Annotated in this window: 12 protein-coding genes; 5 read left to right on the forward strand and 7 right to left on the reverse strand. The window is 64.9% G+C overall.

What is annotated here, in order from left to right:
- Positions 1-118 precede the first annotated feature (118 nt).
- The 3 genes from FHS03_RS21780 (at position 119) to FHS03_RS21790 (ending at position 6,893) form a co-directional block, all read left to right on the forward strand.
- The gene (locus FHS03_RS21780) at positions 119-1,984 is read left to right on the forward strand and encodes a flagellar assembly protein A (protein ID WP_183443031.1); all 1,866 of its coding nucleotides are present in this window, start codon (positions 119-121) and stop codon (positions 1,982-1,984) included.
- Between the two features lie 99 nt (positions 1,985-2,083).
- The gene (locus FHS03_RS21785) at positions 2,084-4,432 is read left to right on the forward strand and encodes a penicillin acylase family protein (protein WP_183443032.1); all 2,349 of its coding nucleotides are present in this window, start codon (positions 2,084-2,086) and stop codon (positions 4,430-4,432) included.
- A gap of 127 nt (positions 4,433-4,559) precedes the next feature.
- Complete coding sequence (locus tag FHS03_RS21790) at positions 4,560-6,893, forward strand: penicillin acylase family protein (protein WP_183443033.1); 2,334 nt, start codon at positions 4,560-4,562, stop codon at positions 6,891-6,893.
- Positions 6,894-6,911: 18 nt separating this feature from the next.
- Here the strand turns inward: FHS03_RS21790 and FHS03_RS21795 are convergent, their stop codons facing one another.
- Both FHS03_RS21795 and FHS03_RS21800 read right to left on the reverse strand, forming a co-directional pair.
- Complete coding sequence (locus FHS03_RS21795; RefSeq protein WP_183443034.1) at positions 6,912-7,991, reverse strand: CaiB/BaiF CoA transferase family protein; 1,080 nt, start codon at positions 7,989-7,991, stop codon at positions 6,912-6,914.
- A gap of 12 nt (positions 7,992-8,003) precedes the next feature.
- A complete protein-coding gene (locus FHS03_RS21800) occupies positions 8,004-9,128 on the reverse strand; it encodes an HDOD domain-containing protein (protein WP_183443035.1) in 1,125 nt (374 codons plus the stop codon).
- A 149-nt stretch (positions 9,129-9,277) separates the two neighbouring features.
- Here FHS03_RS21800 and FHS03_RS21805 point away from each other — a divergent pair, with 149 nt between their 5' ends.
- On the forward strand, positions 9,278-9,790 hold the full coding sequence (locus tag FHS03_RS21805; RefSeq protein ID WP_229426337.1) for a chemotaxis protein CheW: 513 nt from the start codon (positions 9,278-9,280) through the stop codon (positions 9,788-9,790).
- Between the two features lie 56 nt (positions 9,791-9,846).
- Here the strand turns inward: FHS03_RS21805 and FHS03_RS21810 are convergent, their stop codons facing one another.
- From FHS03_RS21810 to FHS03_RS21825, 4 genes are read right to left on the reverse strand one after another with little or no spacing between them, the layout of a single operon-like run.
- Positions 9,847-11,844 carry an ATP-binding cassette domain-containing protein gene (locus FHS03_RS21810; protein ID WP_183443036.1) on the reverse strand — a complete coding sequence of 666 codons (1,998 nt, stop codon included), beginning with the start codon at positions 11,842-11,844 and terminating at the stop codon, positions 9,847-9,849.
- Position 11,845: 1 nt separating this feature from the next.
- On the reverse strand, positions 11,846-12,733 hold the full coding sequence (gene prmB, locus FHS03_RS21815) for a 50S ribosomal protein L3 N(5)-glutamine methyltransferase (RefSeq protein WP_183443037.1): 888 nt from the start codon (positions 12,731-12,733) through the stop codon (positions 11,846-11,848).
- Between the two features lie 44 nt (positions 12,734-12,777).
- Complete coding sequence (gene dapE, locus FHS03_RS21820; protein WP_183443038.1) at positions 12,778-13,911, reverse strand: succinyl-diaminopimelate desuccinylase; 1,134 nt, start codon at positions 13,909-13,911, stop codon at positions 12,778-12,780.
- A 9-nt stretch (positions 13,912-13,920) separates the two neighbouring features.
- A complete protein-coding gene (locus tag FHS03_RS21825; RefSeq protein WP_183443039.1) occupies positions 13,921-14,271 on the reverse strand; it encodes an ArsC family reductase in 351 nt (116 codons plus the stop codon).
- Positions 14,272-14,619: 348 nt separating this feature from the next.
- Here FHS03_RS21825 and FHS03_RS21830 point away from each other — a divergent pair, with 348 nt between their 5' ends.
- Positions 14,620-15,309 (forward strand): class I SAM-dependent methyltransferase, encoded by a 690-nt coding sequence (locus FHS03_RS21830; RefSeq protein ID WP_229426338.1) that lies wholly within the window; start codon positions 14,620-14,622, stop codon positions 15,307-15,309.
- Between the two features lie 12 nt (positions 15,310-15,321).
- Here FHS03_RS21830 and FHS03_RS21835 read toward each other — a convergent pair whose 3' ends face one another.
- Positions 15,322-16,461: a PilT/PilU family type 4a pilus ATPase gene (locus FHS03_RS21835; RefSeq protein WP_183443041.1), complete on the reverse strand. Its 1,140-nt coding sequence runs from the start codon at positions 16,459-16,461 to the stop codon at positions 15,322-15,324.
- Positions 16,462-16,506: the final 45 nt, after the last annotated feature.

The following is a 16,506-nucleotide window of genomic DNA, read 5'->3' on the forward strand; positions in this document are numbered from 1 at the left end:
AAAGCGCGAACGGGGGTGTGTTCGGCCCCGGTTCGTGGTACGCTTTCTCGATATAATAAAGAAATAAATGTTGCTGGCGTGACAAATGCAGTCCCGTTAGGCGTTCATTGGGGGATTCATGTCAGACGTCGCTCCTGCGGGGCAAGCTAGTGGAGAGGGCGAGCTGCCGTCGGCTATCGTCAAGCGCGAGGATGGCGTCTACTTCCAGGCCGATGCCGGCACTGTGGCCTGCCAGGCGGCCGCCAACCAGGTCTTCCTGTCCAGCGCCTATTTCAACGGCCTCGATTACGGCGTCTTTCTGCGCGCCCTGTATGAGGCCGGACCGGAACTGCCTGAAGGCATCAAAGGCCAGCCCCTGATCCGCTTCGCCGACGATATCGTCCCCTTCAATCCCGCCCGTCGCGGCTTTTACAAATCGGTCCGCATCAGCAATGGCGAGGCCGAATACTATTTCGAGCCGGTCTTTCTCGACCTGCCCGGCCAGCCGCCGCAGCAGCAAGCCTTGAACTTCGACGAATTCGTGGCCGATATGTGGATCAAGGGCATCCGCTTCGGCATCGACGCGCCGGCCGTGAAAGCGGCCATCGCCCACGGCAAGGCGGTGCGTCTGGTGGCGGCGCGCCGCCTGAACGCGGCGCCGGGACGCGATGCTTCCATCGCCGAGGTGTCGCAGTCCCTGCACCGCTCGAACGCGCCGCGCGAACTGGCCAACGGCCGCGTCGACCTGCACACTTTCCAGAACCGCTTTCCGCAGGTGAAGGCCAACGTCAAGCTGCTGCGCAAGGTGCCGAAGCAGGCCGGCGCGCGCGGCTACGAGCTGTCCGGCATCGTGATCGAACCGCCCGAGCCGCGCGACCTGGAACTGACCGGCGTGGCGGGCGAGGGCACGGTGATCGAGCATGTCAACGGCGAGGACTACCTGGTATCGGCGGTGGAGGGCTTCGTCAGCGTCGATGGCGGCAGCAAGCGCCTGTCCATCGGTCCCAAGATCGTCAGCCGCGAGGGCGTCAGCGTGCGCACCACCGGCAATCTGCAGCTCACCGGTGAATACGAGGAATTCGGCGAGGTGCAGGAGCAGCGCGTGGTGGACGGCTACAGCATCACCATCCACCAGGACGTGTACGGCAAGATCAATTCGCGCGGCGGCAACATCAGCCTGCAGCGCAACCTGATCGGCGGCACGGCCATGAATGCGGACGGCAATATCAAGGTCAAGGGCATGGCCTCCGGTGCGGTGCTGCAGACGAAGAAGGGCGAAGTGGTGCTGGGCCGCGCCGAGAACTGCGTCATCTCCGGCAGCAAGGTGGTGGTGGGCGAGGCGCTCAATTGCGAGATCATGGCCGACGAGGTCATGGTGCATAAGGCCGAGGGCTGCACGATCGCCGCGCGCAAGATCGACATCGATGGCGCCGGCCCGCGCAAACAGGCCGAGATGCAGCTGTACGTGCTGCTGCCCGACACCAGCAAATACGACCGCAGCATCGCCGAATACAAGGAAAAGGCCGCGCGCCACGCGGCGGCGGCGGCCCAGCGCCAGTCCGAGCTGGATGCGCTGACCGGCCGCCAGGACATGCGCAACTACCTGACCCTGGCGACCCGGGTGCGCAAGCAGGAAGTGGTGCTGACCCACGAACAGCTGGGCTTATTCCAGAAAATGGCCGAACAGCTTGGGCCGGCGCTGAAGCAGGTGGGCCAGATTTCGCTGGCGGTCAAGGAAGCCCAGGTGCGGCAAAAGCAGATGGAAGACCAGGCCGAAGCCGTGCTGCACCAGAAGCTCAGCGTGATCGGCGCGGCGCGCTGCACGGTGCGCGCGGTGCTGGGCGATACGCTGCTGCGGCCCATGATCTTCAATCCCGACCTGGGGCCGGCCTACGACCTTGCGCCGAAAGACATCAAGGCCCGCCTGCGCGCGGCCAGCGGCAGCCAGCCCATCTTCTCGGGCGCGCGCGGCAGCATCGACTGGAGCGCCAGCAGCGCGGCCTGAGCGGCGGGCGGTCTTCATCGACCCTTCAGTTTTCCTTAGCATGGCCTTCACCCGTGCCGACGCACAATCGCTCCTCGTTTTCACACAGGAGCAGAGACCATGCAGCCATTACCAGGCTGGCGCCGCGGCGCCCCGCTTTCCTTCGCCCTCGCAACGTCGGTGCTGGCGCTGAGCGCCTGCGGAGGCAAGAAATCCGGCGAGCCGTCCAATCCGCCCAGGACGCAGCTGTCCGCCGAAATCCGCCGCACTTCCTTCGGCATCCCGCACATCAAGGCCAATGACGAAGCAGGACTGGGCTACGGCATTGGCTATGCCTACGCCGAGGACAACGCCTGCCTGCTGGCGGAAGAGATTCTGACCGTCAACGGCGAACGCTCCAAATACTTCGATCCAAGGACCGCCAGCTACCCGGTGGAGAACGCGCCGAGCAATCTGGACTCGGATTTCTTTTACCTCGCCGTGAACAGCGAGGCCGCCGTGAACGCGGCGCTGAACGCGCAAAGCACCGCAGTGCGGGAACTGCTGCGCGGTTACGTGGCCGGCTTCAACGCCTGGCTCGACCAGCCCCAGTCGGGCACCGTGAACGCCATGTGCCGCAATCAACCCTGGCTGCGCAAGATCAAGGAGCAGGATCTGGCGCGCCTGATGCGGCGCACGGCCATGAGCAATGGCTCGGTAGGCTTTGTCGGCGGTATCGGCGCGGCGCAGCCGCCGGGCACGGCGCAGGCGGCACCGGCGGCGGCTGCGGTTATACCGGCGGCCAGGCCGCGCCGCACGGCCAGCAACGGGCTGGCGGTGGGCGGCGAGCGTTCGGAAAATGGGCGCGGCATCGTGCTGGGCCAGCCGCATCTGGCGTGGCTGAACAATTCGCGCTTTTACGAGATGCATCTGACCATCCCCGGCAAGCTCGATGTGATGGGCGCCAGCCTGCCTGGCCTGCCGGTGGTCGGCATCGGCTTCACGCAGAATTTCGCCTGGACCCACACCACCGACACTTCGGCCCACGCCACCTTCTACGCCCTGCAGCTCGACAGCAAAGACCCGACGCGCTATATGGTCGATGGGCAGTCCATTGCCATGGGGCGGCGCGAGATCAGCGTCGAGGCGCGGAACGGCGACGGCCGGTTGGTGAAGCAGACGCGTACCTTGTACACGACGGAATACGGTCCGCTGGTGCAGGTGCCGGAGATGGAACTGAACTGGAGCGCCAGCCGCGCCTTCGCCCTGCGCGACGCCAATGCCGACAACCACCGCATGCTGGAGCAATGGTATGCGATGAACAAGGCCTCTTCGCTGGAAGAACTCAAGCAGCTCAACCAGCGCATTGTCGGCAATCCCTGGAATAACACGCTGGCGGCCGACAAGGAAGGCCGCACCCTGTTCATGAACGTCTCGCCGGTTGCCAACCTGCCCACGCTGGCGCAATGCCAGCTGCCGCAACCGGCCTACCTCGATGCGCAGAACGCCTTCACGCTGGATGGCAGCCGCAAGGCCTGCAACTGGGTGGACGATGCGGGCGCGCCGCAGGCCGGCATCATGGCCGGCAGCAGGCTGCCGGTGCTGGAAAACCGCGACTATGTGCAGAATGCCAATGACAGCGCCTGGCTGGCCAATCCCGCCACGCCGCTGACCGGCTTCTCGCCGCTGGTCAGCAAACAGGGGGCGGTGCAGGGCATGCGCACGCGCCAGATGCTGACGGAACTCCAGTCGCGCCCGAAAAAGCTGGGCATGGCCGACCTGCAGGATATGGCCCTGAACAACAAGGTCTATCTGATGCAGGCGGTGCAGGACGACTTGAAACCGTTCTGCGCCAGCCGCAGTTGGCAGCCCGACGCGGGCCGCGCCTGCGCCGCGCTAGGCGGCTGGGATGGCCGCGCCAACCTGGATAGCGATCTGGCTTATGTTTATCTGCGTGGCATCTGGGCCGGCACGCTGTCCCGCATGCAGGGCGATGCCGCTATCTGGGCTGTGCCTTTCAATGCCGCCGATCCGGTGCACACGCCGCGCGGCCTGCGCTATCGCGATCCGGCCCTGGCCGAAGCGCTGTCGCTGGCGCTCGATGGCGTGATCGCCAGCCTGAATGCGAAAGGCGTGCCGCTGGCCGCGAAGCTGGGCGAGGTGCAGGTGGCGACGGTGAACGGCCGGCGCATCGGCATCCATGGCGGCGCCGACCTGATGGGAGTCTTGAACGCGATTGAAACCGATGCGCCCGCGAACGGCGTCTTTGAAGTCCAAGCCGGCACGACTTACTTGCAGGTCGTCGGTTTCGATGCGCAAGGACCGGTGGCGCAAACCCTGCTCGCTTATTCGCAGTCGTCCGATCCCTCGTCGCCGCATCGCAGCGACCAGACCGACCGCTTCTCGCGCAAGCAGTGGATTGCATTGCCCTTCCGCGAAGCGGCGATCCTGGCCGATCCAGGCTATCGCAGCAAGACTATCAAACAATAAGGGAAAGGCCTTGCTGCCGCAGGCGTTGCATGCGGCAGCAATAAGACAGAATTTACATCTTTCCTCGCTTGCCGGGCAAATTTGCATGGCACAATGGCCCATGTATAAATTGACAAGGAGCCTCCTCATGCAGCAACGGCAGTTGTGGCGCAGCGGCGCTTTGCTTTCCCTTCTGTTCCTGGCGCTACCCGCGCCGGCCCAGGGCGACAGCGCGAAGGCTGAAGAGTCCTACCAGCCATCCAAGTCCCTCTTCATCGCTGAAATCCGGCGCACTTCCTTCGGCATCCCGCATATCAAGGCGCTCAATGAGGCCAGCCTGGGTTTTGGCCTGGGCTATGCCTATGCCGAGGATAATTTCTGCCTGATCGCCGACGAGATCCTGACGGTGTCCGGCCAGCGCTCGCGCTACTTCGATCCGTCCCAGCCCAGTTATCCGCACTGGAGCGCGGCGCCCAATCTGGAGTCGGACTTCTTCTTCCGTAGCGTGAACGACGAAGCCAACGTGAAAGCGGCCTGGAATGCGCAGACGGCCGAAGTGCGCGCGCTGCTGCACGGCTATGCGGCCGGCTTCAACACCTATCTGGACCAGACCGGCAGCGCCCATCTGCCCGAGGCTTGCCGCAGCGCGCCCTGGGTGCGCAAGATCAATGAATATGACTTGATCCGCATGGCGCGCCGCATCGCCCTGTTTACTACCTCGGCCATGTTCGTGCCGGCCATTTCCAGCGCCCAGCCGCCGGGATCGGACGCGCGCCCCGCCGTGGCCTCACCCAAACAGCGCCTGGGTGCCAGCAATGCGTTGGCGGTGGGCGGCGACCGCTCCGCCAATGGGCGCGGCATCGTGCTGGGCCAGCCGCATCTGCCCTGGATCAACCAGCTGCGCTTTTATCAGGCGCACCTGACCATCCCCGGCAAGCTCGATGTGATGGGCGTGACCCTGCCCGGCATGCCGGTGGTGGGCATCGGCTTTACCCGCAATTTCGCCTGGAGCCACACGGTCAACACCTCCGCCCACGCCACCTTGTATGCGCTGGAACTCGACGGCAAAGACCCGACCCGTTATCTGGTCGACGGCCGCTCCATTCCCATGAGCCGGCGCGAGATCAGCGTGCAGGTGCGCGGCCCTGACGGCCAACTGCAAACCCAGACGCGCACCCTGTATTCGACCCAGTATGGTCCCGTGCTGCGTTACCCCGACCTGGGCATGGAGTGGAGCAGCACGCGCGCCTACGCCATCCGTGACGCCAACGCGTCCAACCACCGCGCCATCGAGCAATGGTATGCGATGGGCAAGGCGCGTTCGCTGGACGAGGTGAGGCAGGTCAACCAGCGCATCGTGGGCAACCCCTGGAATAACACCGTGGCGGCGGACAAGGATGGCCGCACGCTGTACCTGAATATCTCGCCGACCGCCAATGTGCCGGGCCTGGCCGCCTGCGAAGTGGAGCAGGCGCCGGTGCTGTACACGCTCAACACCGTCACGCTGGACGGCAGCCGCCAAAGCTGCGGCTGGGCCAATGAGGCGGGCGCGCCGCAGCCGGGCATCGTGGCCGGCCGCAATCTGCCGGCGCTGCAAAACCGCGACTATGTGCAAAATGCCAATGACAGCGCCTGGTTGACCAACCTGGCCACGCCGCTGACCGGCTTCGCGCCGCTGGTCAGCCGCGAATACCTGCCGCAGGGGCCGCGCACGCGCCAGCTCTTGAGCGAAGTGCTGGCGCATCGCCAAGCTTTGAGCAGCGCCGACTTGCAGGACATGGCGCTGAGCGACAAGGCCTTCATCGCCAGCGTGGTGCAGGACGATATGCGCCGCTTCTGCGCCAGCCGCAGCTGGCAGCCGGATGAGCAGGCAGCCTGCGCGCGCATCGGCAGCTGGGACGGCGTGGCTGGCCTGAACAGCAATATGGGTTATGTCTATCTGCGCGGCCTGTGGGAAGGCTTGACGGCCGAGCGCGATGGACTGTGGGCCGTGCCTTTCGATCCGGCCGATCCGGTGGCGACGCCGCGCGGCCTGGCCTACGCCGATCCGGTGGTGGGCGCCAAGCTGGCCGCTGCGCTGGGCGCATCCGCTGCCGGGGTCAAGGCGGCCGGCATCGACGCCGACGCGAAGCTGGGCGCGGTGCAGCTGTATGGCAGCGCCGGCCGCCGCCTCGGCATCCCCGGCGCTTCCGACGCCATGGGCGCGCTGAATACCATCGATACCGATCCGCCGGCCGATGGGGCGTTGAACGTGACCGGCGGCACCAGCTATCTGCAGGTGGTGGGCTTCGACGACAACGGTCCGGTGGCCAATGCGCTGCTGTCGTACTCGCAGTCGGCCAACCCGGCGTCCCCGCATCACCTGGACCAGACCGAGCGCTTTATCCGCAAGGAGTGGATCAAGCTGCCTTTCAGCGAGGCGCAGATCGTGGCCGATCCCGCCTACAGCCGCAGGATCATCAGCCGTTTTGACCTGCCTTGAAGCCGACGGCCGGCCCGCTCAGGCGCGGAACTTGAGCGGGCTGGCCGCCGCCAGATAGCGGCCCTCGCTCGGGTGTTCGCGCTGGCGCACCATGCCGCGCGCCTGGAATAGCGGGTGCTGCACGGCTTCGCTGGCGCGCAGCACCGGCGTGACGCAGCAGTCGCTGGCGCTGAACACCTCGCACCATTGCGCCAGGCTGCGGCCGGCGAAGATGGCGTCCAGCTCCGCTGTCACGGCCATCGCGTCCGCGCCGCCGGGCTGCTGGCCCAGCTGCCAGTGGCGCGCGGCCAGGTCGGGCCGCTGGAGCACTTCGCAGCAGGCTTGCCAGAACTTGAGTTCCAGCGCGCCCACCGCCATGAAGCGGCCGTCGCGCGTGCGGTAGACGTTGTAGCAGGGGACGCCGCCGGTCAGCAGCTCGCGTCCCGGCACGGCGTCGGCGCCATTGTTGAGGGCGACCAGCGGCATCAGGTTGTGGGCGAAGACCGCGTCCGTCATCGAGACGTCGATAAAGCGTCCCGGTCCGCCCATCTTGACCGCCACCAGGGCCGCCAGAATGCCCTGCAGCGCCGTCTGCGCGCCGCCCAGCAGGTCGCCCACCTGCAGATTGGGCAGGGCGGGCTTGCCGTCCGCTCCCACATTCTGTTCCAGCATGCCGGCGTAGCCGATGTAGTTGATGTCGTGGCCGGCCAGCGCCGCATACGGGCCGTCGGCGCCGTAGCCGGAGATGGCGCACATCACCAGGCGCGGATTGCGCTGCTTGAGCGTCTCCCAGCCCAGTTCCAGCCTGTCCATCACGCCGGGGCGAAAGCTTTCCACCAGCACGTCGGCCGTCTCCACCATCGCGAGCAGCTGCTGGCGCTGGGCCGCGTCCTTCAGATCCAGGCGCAGGAAGGTCTTGTCTTGGTTGAGGGCGACGAAAAATTGCGACACTTCCCGGCGCGCCGTCCCCATGCCGCGCGCATAGTCGCCGGGGCCGGGATCTTCGATCTTGATTACTTCGGCCCCCATTTCGGCCAGATGGCGCGTCGCCATCGGTCCGGGCAGAAGCCGGGTCAGGTCCAATACGCGGATGCCGGCCAGCGGCTGTTGTATATCCATCGGTGTTTTTCCTCAGGTATCGGCTTCGGGAATGGTGTGCAGGGTGGCGTAGCAGCGCTGCGCCGCGGGCGGCAAGCCGTCGAACAGGCTGGGATCGTCCTCGGCGATCTGGCCTTGCTCGGCCATGATGCGGGCCTTGCTCAGGTAGTCGGCGCGCGCCAGCACGCGGCCCAGCGGCGAGATGGCCGAGCCGCGGCGCATCAGCTCCTGCTCCAGGATCGCTTCGGCCACGCTGGGCGGAAAGTGCCACTCCTGCGCCACGCCGGCCGCGATCTGGCGCGTGGCGCCTTGCAGGCGGGCGCAGAACAGGGCGCTGCCCAGGGCGCGGCTTTCGCCGCCGATCTGGTCCATCACCCGCAGGGTGGCCAGCAGGCCGGCGTTTTGCACCAGACCGGTGAGGAAGGCGTCGAAAGGCTCGACGTCTTCCGGCGGCGCCAGCATGCGCGCGGCCACGGCGCAGCGCTCCGACTGTTCCCAGATGCGCGGCGCCAGCAGCTTGGTGTAATAGCCGGAATTGAGATTGATGATGGGGCGGAAGGCGACCGTTGTGATCAGCTGGCGCAAGCCTTCCTGGCCGATCACCATGATGGCGTGTTCCACGCTGGTGATGCCTTGGCCGGAGTGGTGGATGGCGTGGTTGGCAAGGCGGATCACGGCGGCCACCAGCACCACGTCGCTGGAGATCTTGCGGGCGATCTCGGCGCCGGCGAACTGTTCGCTGCGCAGGCTTTGCAGCACTTGCGGGATCAGTCCCGGCATGCGCCGCATCATGTCGGCGGCGCTGTGCTGGCGCGACATCTTGAGCAGGGTGGCCAGCACGCGCTCCTCGGCCTGGTTGGTGTCCAGTTCATCCTTGCCATAGGTGGCGAATAGCCAGCGGCAGTAAGCACTGTTGATGGCGTCTTTTTGATCGAAGGAGGGCACGCCGGTTTCCAGCACGGCGGCGATGGGGGAAGGGGGCGGCGGCGCGATCTCGGCGGCCGGCGCGGGCGTGGGTGGACCCGGCGGCGCCGCGGCCGGCGGATGCGCCACGGCCGGTGCCGGCGCATGCACCGCGCGCGCGGCGGCCGCGGGCGGTGCGGCGGCTTCGCTGGCCGCGGCCGAACCGGATAGCAGACGTCTGAGCCACTGGTACATGGATGCCCTCCCTGGGCCGCAAACTGTCGCTCAATTGTAGCGCAGGCGGCTTCGCTTGCGCTGCCGCAACTCCACCGGCCAGCGCAAGGAGTAGCATGAATTCCACGCAGCTTTGTTAGCGCCGCTCAAACCCAATGGTGAAAGGATGCATGATGCAATCGTCGAACACGCCAGTTTTGGGGCAGCCAGGCCTGGCCCCGCCGTCGCCGGACGCCGGGCCGCGGCAGTTTCTGACCTTCCGCCTCGGCGGCCTGGAATACGCCATCGACTACCGCAAGGTGCGCGAACTGCGTCCCTTTAAAACCCTGGAACGCTTTGCCGCCGACGGGGAAATCGTGAAAGGCGTGGCGCTCTCGCGCGGCGTCATCATGCCCATCGTGGACATGCGCGTGGCGTTCGGCCAGCATCCCGCGCCCGAGAACGAGATCGACGTGGTGATCCTCAAGCTCTCCAGCTGCATCGTGGGCATGGTCACGGATGGCGTGACCGATATCGTGGAAATGGGCAGCGGCCAGATCGCCCCCTTGCCCGATGTGGGCGAGGAGATCGACTATCTGCTTGGCTTGGGACAGGCCCATGGCCGCAAGCTGATCGTGCTCGACATCGACAAGCTGATGTCATTGCGCCAGGCCAGCCTGGGGCCGCAGACGGTGGCTGCCTGAGACCGGGCAGGCCCGGCTCCCGGTCCCGGTCCCGGTCCCGGCAGCGCTGGCTGGCTTCAGGCGGCCAGCGCTTCGAGCTGCTCCTGCAACTCCATCCATTCACCTTCCAGCTTTTCCAGGTCTTTCGTGTAGAAAGCCTGGTCGGCCAGCAGGGTTTTCAGCTTGGCCTTGTTGGCCGCGTCGTAGATGGTTGAATCGGCCAGCTGTCCGTCGACATCGGCTTTTTGCGCATTGCGCTTGGCCATCTGCTCCTCGACCTTTTTGAGCTTGTTTTCCAGCGGCTTGCGCTGGGCAGAAAGACGCTGGCGCTGCTCGGCTTCCAGGCGCTTTTGCTCGCGCTTGTCCACCCCGGGCGCCGGTGGCGGCGCGATCGGCGAAGTGGTCGGGAAGTCGGTTTTGTTGGCCTTGCCGGCGGCCGGCAGCACGTCGGTGCCTTTGCCCATCTTGGTCTGCAGCAGCCAGTCCTTGTAGTCGTCCAGATCGCCGTCGAAGGGTTGCAGCTTGCCGTCGGCAACGATGATGAACTGGTCGGTGGTCGCGCGCAGCAGGTGGCGATCGTGCGACACCACCACCAGCGTGCCTTCGAACTGCGCCAGCGCCTCGGTCAGCGCTTCGCGCGTTTCCAGGTCCAGGTGGTTGGTCGGTTCGTCCAGCAGCAGCAGGTTGGGGCGCTGCCACACGATCAGGGCCAGGGCCAGGCGCGCCTTCTCGCCGCCCGAGAAGGGCGCGATCGGGCTGGTGACCATGGTACCGGGGAAGTTGAAGCCGCCCAGGAAGTTGCGCAGCTCCTGCTCGCGCGTGGTCGGCGCGATCTTGGCCAGGTGCCACAGCGGCGACTCGTCGTGGCGCAGCATTTCCACCTGGTGCTGGGCGAAGTAGCCGATGGTCAGGCCCTTGCCGACGGTCGATTCGCCGGTCAGCGGCTGCAGCTCGCCGGCGATGGTCTTGATCAGCGTGGATTTACCGGCGCCGTTCACGCCCAGCAGGCCGATGCGCTGGCCGATCTGCAGCGAGAAGTTGATGCCGTGGACAATGGTTTTTTCGCGGATATCGCCGGTGGCCTGGTCTTCGCTGCGGTAGCCGGCGTTGACGTCCTCCATCACCAGCAGCGGGTTGGGGGCGCTCAGCGGCTCGCGGAATTCGAAGGAGAATTCGGCGGCGGCGCGCAGCGGCGCCAGTTCTTCCATCTTGGCCAGCGCCTTCATGCGGCTCTGCGCCTGGCGCGCTTTGGAGGCCTTGGCCTTGAAGCGCTCGATGAACGATTCCAGGTGGGCCTTCTTGCGTTGCTGCTTCTCGATCATGCCGGCGGCCAGCGTCATTTGCGCGGCGCGCTGGCGCTCGAAGCCGGAGTAGTTGCCGGAGTAGCGTTTCAGCTTGCGTTCGTCGATATGCACCACCACGTTCACGATTTCGTCGAGGAAGTCGCGATCGTGCGAGATGATGATCAGGGTGCCGGCATAGCGTTTCAGCCAGTCTTCCAGCCAGATGATGGCGTCCAGGTCCAAGTGGTTGGTCGGCTCATCGAGCAGCAGCAGGTCGGAGGGGCACATCAGCGCCTGCGCCAGGTTCAGGCGCATGCGCCAGCCGCCCGAGAAGCTGGCCACCGGCTGCTGCATCTGGTCCAGCGAGAAGCCCAGGCCGAGCAGCAGCTGTTCGCCGCGCGATTGCACGGTGTAGGCGTCGGCGTCGGCCAGCGCGCTATACACCTCGCCGATGGCGATGCCGTTGTCGTGCGAGTCGGGCAGCGCTTCCAGGCGCGCCAGTTCGGCCTCCAGCTTGCGCAGGTTGACGTCGCCGTCGATGGCGTAGTCCAGGGCCGCGCGTTCCAGCGGCGGCGTTTCCTGGGCCACGTAGGCCATGCGCCATTTGGCGGGGAAGTCGATATCGCCCTGGTCGGGATGGAGCTCATTGCGCAGCATGGCGAACAGGCTGGATTTGCCGGCGCCGTTGGCGCCGATCAGGCCGATTTTATCGCCGGGGTTCAGCGTCAGGTCAGCCTGTTCGAGCAGCGGCTTGATGCCGCGCATCAGGCTGACGTTTATCAAACGAATCATATTAAATCTTCAGTTGGTCCGCGGTCAGCAGGAAGACCATATCGTCGCCCTGGCTGGTGGTGAGCCAGGTTAGGCCCAGATGGCCAAAGGCCGCTTCCGCAAATTCTTTTTCATTGCCGATTTCGACAATCAGCAAACCGTCATCGGTGAGGCGCTCGGCGGCGCCGGCCACGATCTTGCGCACCAGGTCCATGCCGTCGGCGCCGCCGTCCAGGGCGATCTGCGGTTCGTGCAGATACTCTTGCGGCAGGCGCGACATGGAACCGGAGTTCACATACGGCGGGTTGGTGATGATCAGATCGTACTTCTTGGCCGGCACGTTCTGATACAGGTCGGACTGGATCAGCGTCAGGCGGACTTCGAGCTTATAGGTTTCCACATTGCGGCGCGCCACTTCCAGCGCGTCGGCCGAGATATCGACCGCGTCGACTTTCGCGTCCGGGAAGGCGTCGGCCATCATGATGGCCAGGCAGCCGGAACCCGTGCACAGCTCCAGCACATTGGCCACGTTCTCAGGCTCGTTGACCCAGGGCGCGAAGTAGTGCGGAATCAGCTCGGCGATGAAGGAGCGCGGCACGATGGTGCGCTCGTCCACGTAAAAATTGTAGGTGCCCAGCCAGGCCTCGTTGGTGATGTAGGCGGCCGGAATGCGGTCGCTGGCGCGGCGCTCGATCACGGCCAGCACCTGGGCGATTTCCTCGGGCAGCAGGCGCGCGTCGAGGAAGGGTTCCAGCTTGTCCAGCGGCAGCTTGAGCGTATGCAGGATCAGGTAGGCCGCTTCGTCGAAGGCCTCGGCGCTGCCGTGGCCGAAGAACAGCTTGGCGGCGTTGAAGCGGGTGGTGGCGTAGCGCAGCAGGTCGCGCGGCGTGGTGAAAAGAGTGGTGTTCATTGTTGTTCTCGATAGTTCACGCCGCGCACTGCCTTATTGCTGTTTTAGCGCAGCAGATTTTCCAGGGTGCGGCGGTAGATATTCTTCAGCGGATCGATGAAACGCAGCTCAATATGCTCGTCGATCTTGTGAATGCTGGCGTTCGGAGGGCCAAATTCTATCACCTGGGGGCAGATCTGGGCGATAAAGCGGCCGTCCGAGGTGCCGCCGGTGGTGGACAGCTCGGCGTCCACGCCGGTTTCGTCCTTGATCGCGCTGCAGATCGCGTCGCTCAGGCTGCCGCGCGGGGTCAGGAAGGGATGGCCGCTCAGCGTCCATTGCAGATCGTAGTGCAGGCCGTGCTTGTCGAGGATGGCGTGCACGCGCTGTTTCAGGCCCTCGGCCGTGCTGGCGGTCGAGAAGCGGAAGTTGAAGTCGATGTGCAGCTCGCCCGGGATCACATTGTTGGCGCCGGTGCCGGCCTTGATGTTCGACATCTGCCAGGAGGTCGGCAGGTAGTACTCGTTGCCTTCGTCCCAGACTTCGGCCACCAGGTCGGCCAGCGCGGGCGCGGCCAGGTGGATCGGGTTCTTCGCCAGCTGCGGATAGGCGATATGGCCTTGCACGCCCTTGACCGTCAACACGCCCGAGAGCGAGCCGCGGCGGCCGTTCTTGATCATGTCGCCCAGGGTCTTGTCCGAGGTCGGTTCGCCGACGATGCAGTAATCGAGCTTTTCGCCGCGCGCCTTGAGCAGGTTGCAGACTACCACCGTGCCGTCCACGGCCGGGCCTTCCTCGTCGCTGGTGATCAGGAAGGCGATCGAACCCTTATGGCCGGGATGGGCGGCGATGAATTCTTCGCAGGCCACCACCATGGCGGCCAGCGAGGTTTTCATATCGGCCGTGCCGCGGCCATACAGCTTGCCGTCGCGGTGGGTCGGATAGAACGGCTCGGAAGTCCATTTGTCCGCGGGACCGGTCGGCACCACGTCGGTATGGCCGGCGAACACCAGCACCGGTTCCGTCGTGCCCTTGCGCGCCCACAGATTGGTCACTTCGCCGGACTGGATGGTTTCGCACTTGAAGCCGAGCGGCTCGAGCAAGTGGATCATCTGCTCCTGGCAGCCTTTGTCTTCAGGGGTGACGGAGGAAAGGCCGATCAGTTTTTCGGTCAGCGCGAGGGTACGGGAAGCGGTCATGGCGGGCAATTACAGTTTGAAGATCTGGCGGTACTGGGCGTCGGAAAAGCCGACGTGGCAAGCCTCCGCGTTCTGCAGGACGGGACGTTTGATCACGGAGGGGAATTCCAGCATCAGGGCGGCGGCGCTGGCGGCGTCGGTGACGGCGGCCTTGCGCTCGTCGGGCAGGCCGCGCCAGGTCGTGCCTTTCTTGTTGACGAGGACTTCCCAACCCAGATGCTGCAGCCAGGCCTCGACGGTGCCGGACGTCAGGCCCTGCTTTTTGAAATCATGGAAAACGAAGTCCTGCTGCTGGTCGGCCAGCCAGACGCGGGCTTTTTTCACCGTGTCGCAATTGGGTATTCCGTAAAGAGTAATCATGGATAGGCAAAAAAAAGAGGCGTGGCCGGGGCGCGGCCCGGCGGAAGTGCGACATTATAGCTCGCTGCCGCGGTGCGGGTGAGTCAGTGGCGCATGGTGGACGGCAGATTCATATTGTTTTCTGAATAATTTTGAATTAAGTTTATGCTTGCCGCTCCTCGCTCAACGTACCTGGAACAATCTATGAAGTGTATTGTTTGTGCTGGTAACACCGAAGTTGGCTATTCGTCCTGGCATCGGACGTGTCCTGTCTGTCGCTATGAAAGCGCGGACCTCAAGCCCGTCATCAATCAAAGCCAGGCCCACGGCCACGTTGACGAGAGGGACCGCGAGATCGCGCTCAAAAGCTTGAGGGCCGAGAATTTCCGGATCATCGTCGATCGCGTCAGCCGCCTGGCGCCGCAGTCGGCCGCGCGCCTGCTGGACGTGGGCAGCGCCCATGGCTGGTTCCTGGAGCAGGCCAGCAGCCGCTTCGAGGTGCTGGGCATCGAACCGGACCAGGTGGTGGGCGAGCGCGCCGCCGCGCGCGGCCTGCCGGTGCGGCTGGGCTACTTCCCCGATGTGCTGGAAAGGGACGAGCGTTTCGACGTGATCGTCTTCAACGATGTGATCGAACACATCCCCGATATCGGCAGCGCGCTCGATGCCTGTCACGCCAGGCTGAATCCGGGCGGCCTGCTGGTATTGAATCTGCCGAGCAGCCGCGGCGTGTTCTACCGCCTGTCCAAGCTGTTCGCCCGCTTCAATCTGCGTGGACCGTTCGAGCGCATGTGGCAAAAGGATCTGCCTTCGCCGCACGTCCACTACTTCAACGAGGCCAATTTGCGCGCCTTGGTCGGCCGCCACGGCTTCGAGGAAAAGCAGGGCTTCGAACTTGCCTCGCTCAAGGCCAGCGGCCTGCTCGAAAGACTGCGCTTCACCGGCGGCGTTCATCCCGCGGTGCTGTATGCGCAGTACATCGTGCTGCGTTGCGTGATTCCCTTCCTGAACCTGCTGCCCAGCGATATCGTGGTGGGCATCTACCGCAGGAAGGATTGAGGCGGCCGCCGCTCAGCTATCGAGCGTGAACTCGGTGAAGGAGGTTTCGGCGGCCGGCGGCTTGTGCTCCGGCTCGTTGGCGGACTTGGCGTCCGGCCCGTTGTTCAGCAGCCAAAGCAGGTTGGTGGCCGAATCGGCATTGGCCAGCGCTTCTTCCTGGGTGATGGCACCTTCCTGCACCAGGGCGTACAGCGCCTGCTCGAAGGATTGCGAACCGGGCGAGAGGCTTTTTTCCAGCGCTTCCTTGATCTGGCTGATCTCGCCTTTCTCGATCAGTTCCGAGATATAGCGGGTGTTGACCATCACTTCCACGGCCGGCGTGCGCGTGCCGCCCTGGGCCGAGCGCAGCAGGCGCTGCGAGACGATGGCTTTCACCGTGGACGACAAGTCCTGCAGCAGCGCCGCGCGGTTTTCGATGGGATAGAAGCTGATGATGCGGTTCAGCGCGTTGTAGCTATTGTTCGCATGCAGCGTCGCCAGCACCAGATGGCCCGACTGGGCATAGGCCAGGGCGGCGGCCATGGTTTCCTTGTCGCGGATTTCGCCGATCAGGATGCAGTCCGGCGCCTGGCGCATGGAGTTGCGCAGGGCGGTGTAAAAGTCCTTGGCGTCGCTGCCGATCTCGCGCTGGTTGACGATGGACTTGCGGTTCTTGAACAGATACTCGATCGGGTCTTCCAGCGTCAGGATATGGCCGGAGCGCAGCTCGTTGCGGTGATCGAGCATGGCGGCGATGGTGGTCGACTTGCCGGAACCGGTGGAGCCGACCAGCAGCAGCAGGCCGCGCTTTTCCATGATGAGTTCAGCCAGCACCGGCGGCAGGCCGAGTTCACCGAGCACGGGAATATTTGCGGGCACGAAGCGGAATACGGCGGAAATGCTGCCGCGCTGGCGGAAGGCGGAGAGGCGGAAGCGGCCCAGGTTCGGCACCGAGACGCCCATATTCAGTTCGTTCTCGCGCGCCAGTTCGGCCATCTGCTCGGGCGAGCAGATTTCGGCGAGCAGGGCGTGGATATTGTCCGGCTCCAGCTTTTGCTGGTTGATCGGAATCAGATTGCCGTTGATCTTGATGTGGACCGGTGAATTCACCGCGAAGAACATGTCCGACGCGTTCTTCTCCTTCATCAGCTGGAACAAGCGATCCATCGCCATGGCACCCTCCGCAAAGAAAAACCGGGAGCCTGGCTCCCGGTTGCA

The sequence above is a fragment of the Pseudoduganella violacea genome (assembly GCF_014191875.1).
GTDB classification, from domain to species: domain Bacteria; phylum Pseudomonadota; class Gammaproteobacteria; order Burkholderiales; family Burkholderiaceae_D; genus Rugamonas; species Rugamonas violacea_A.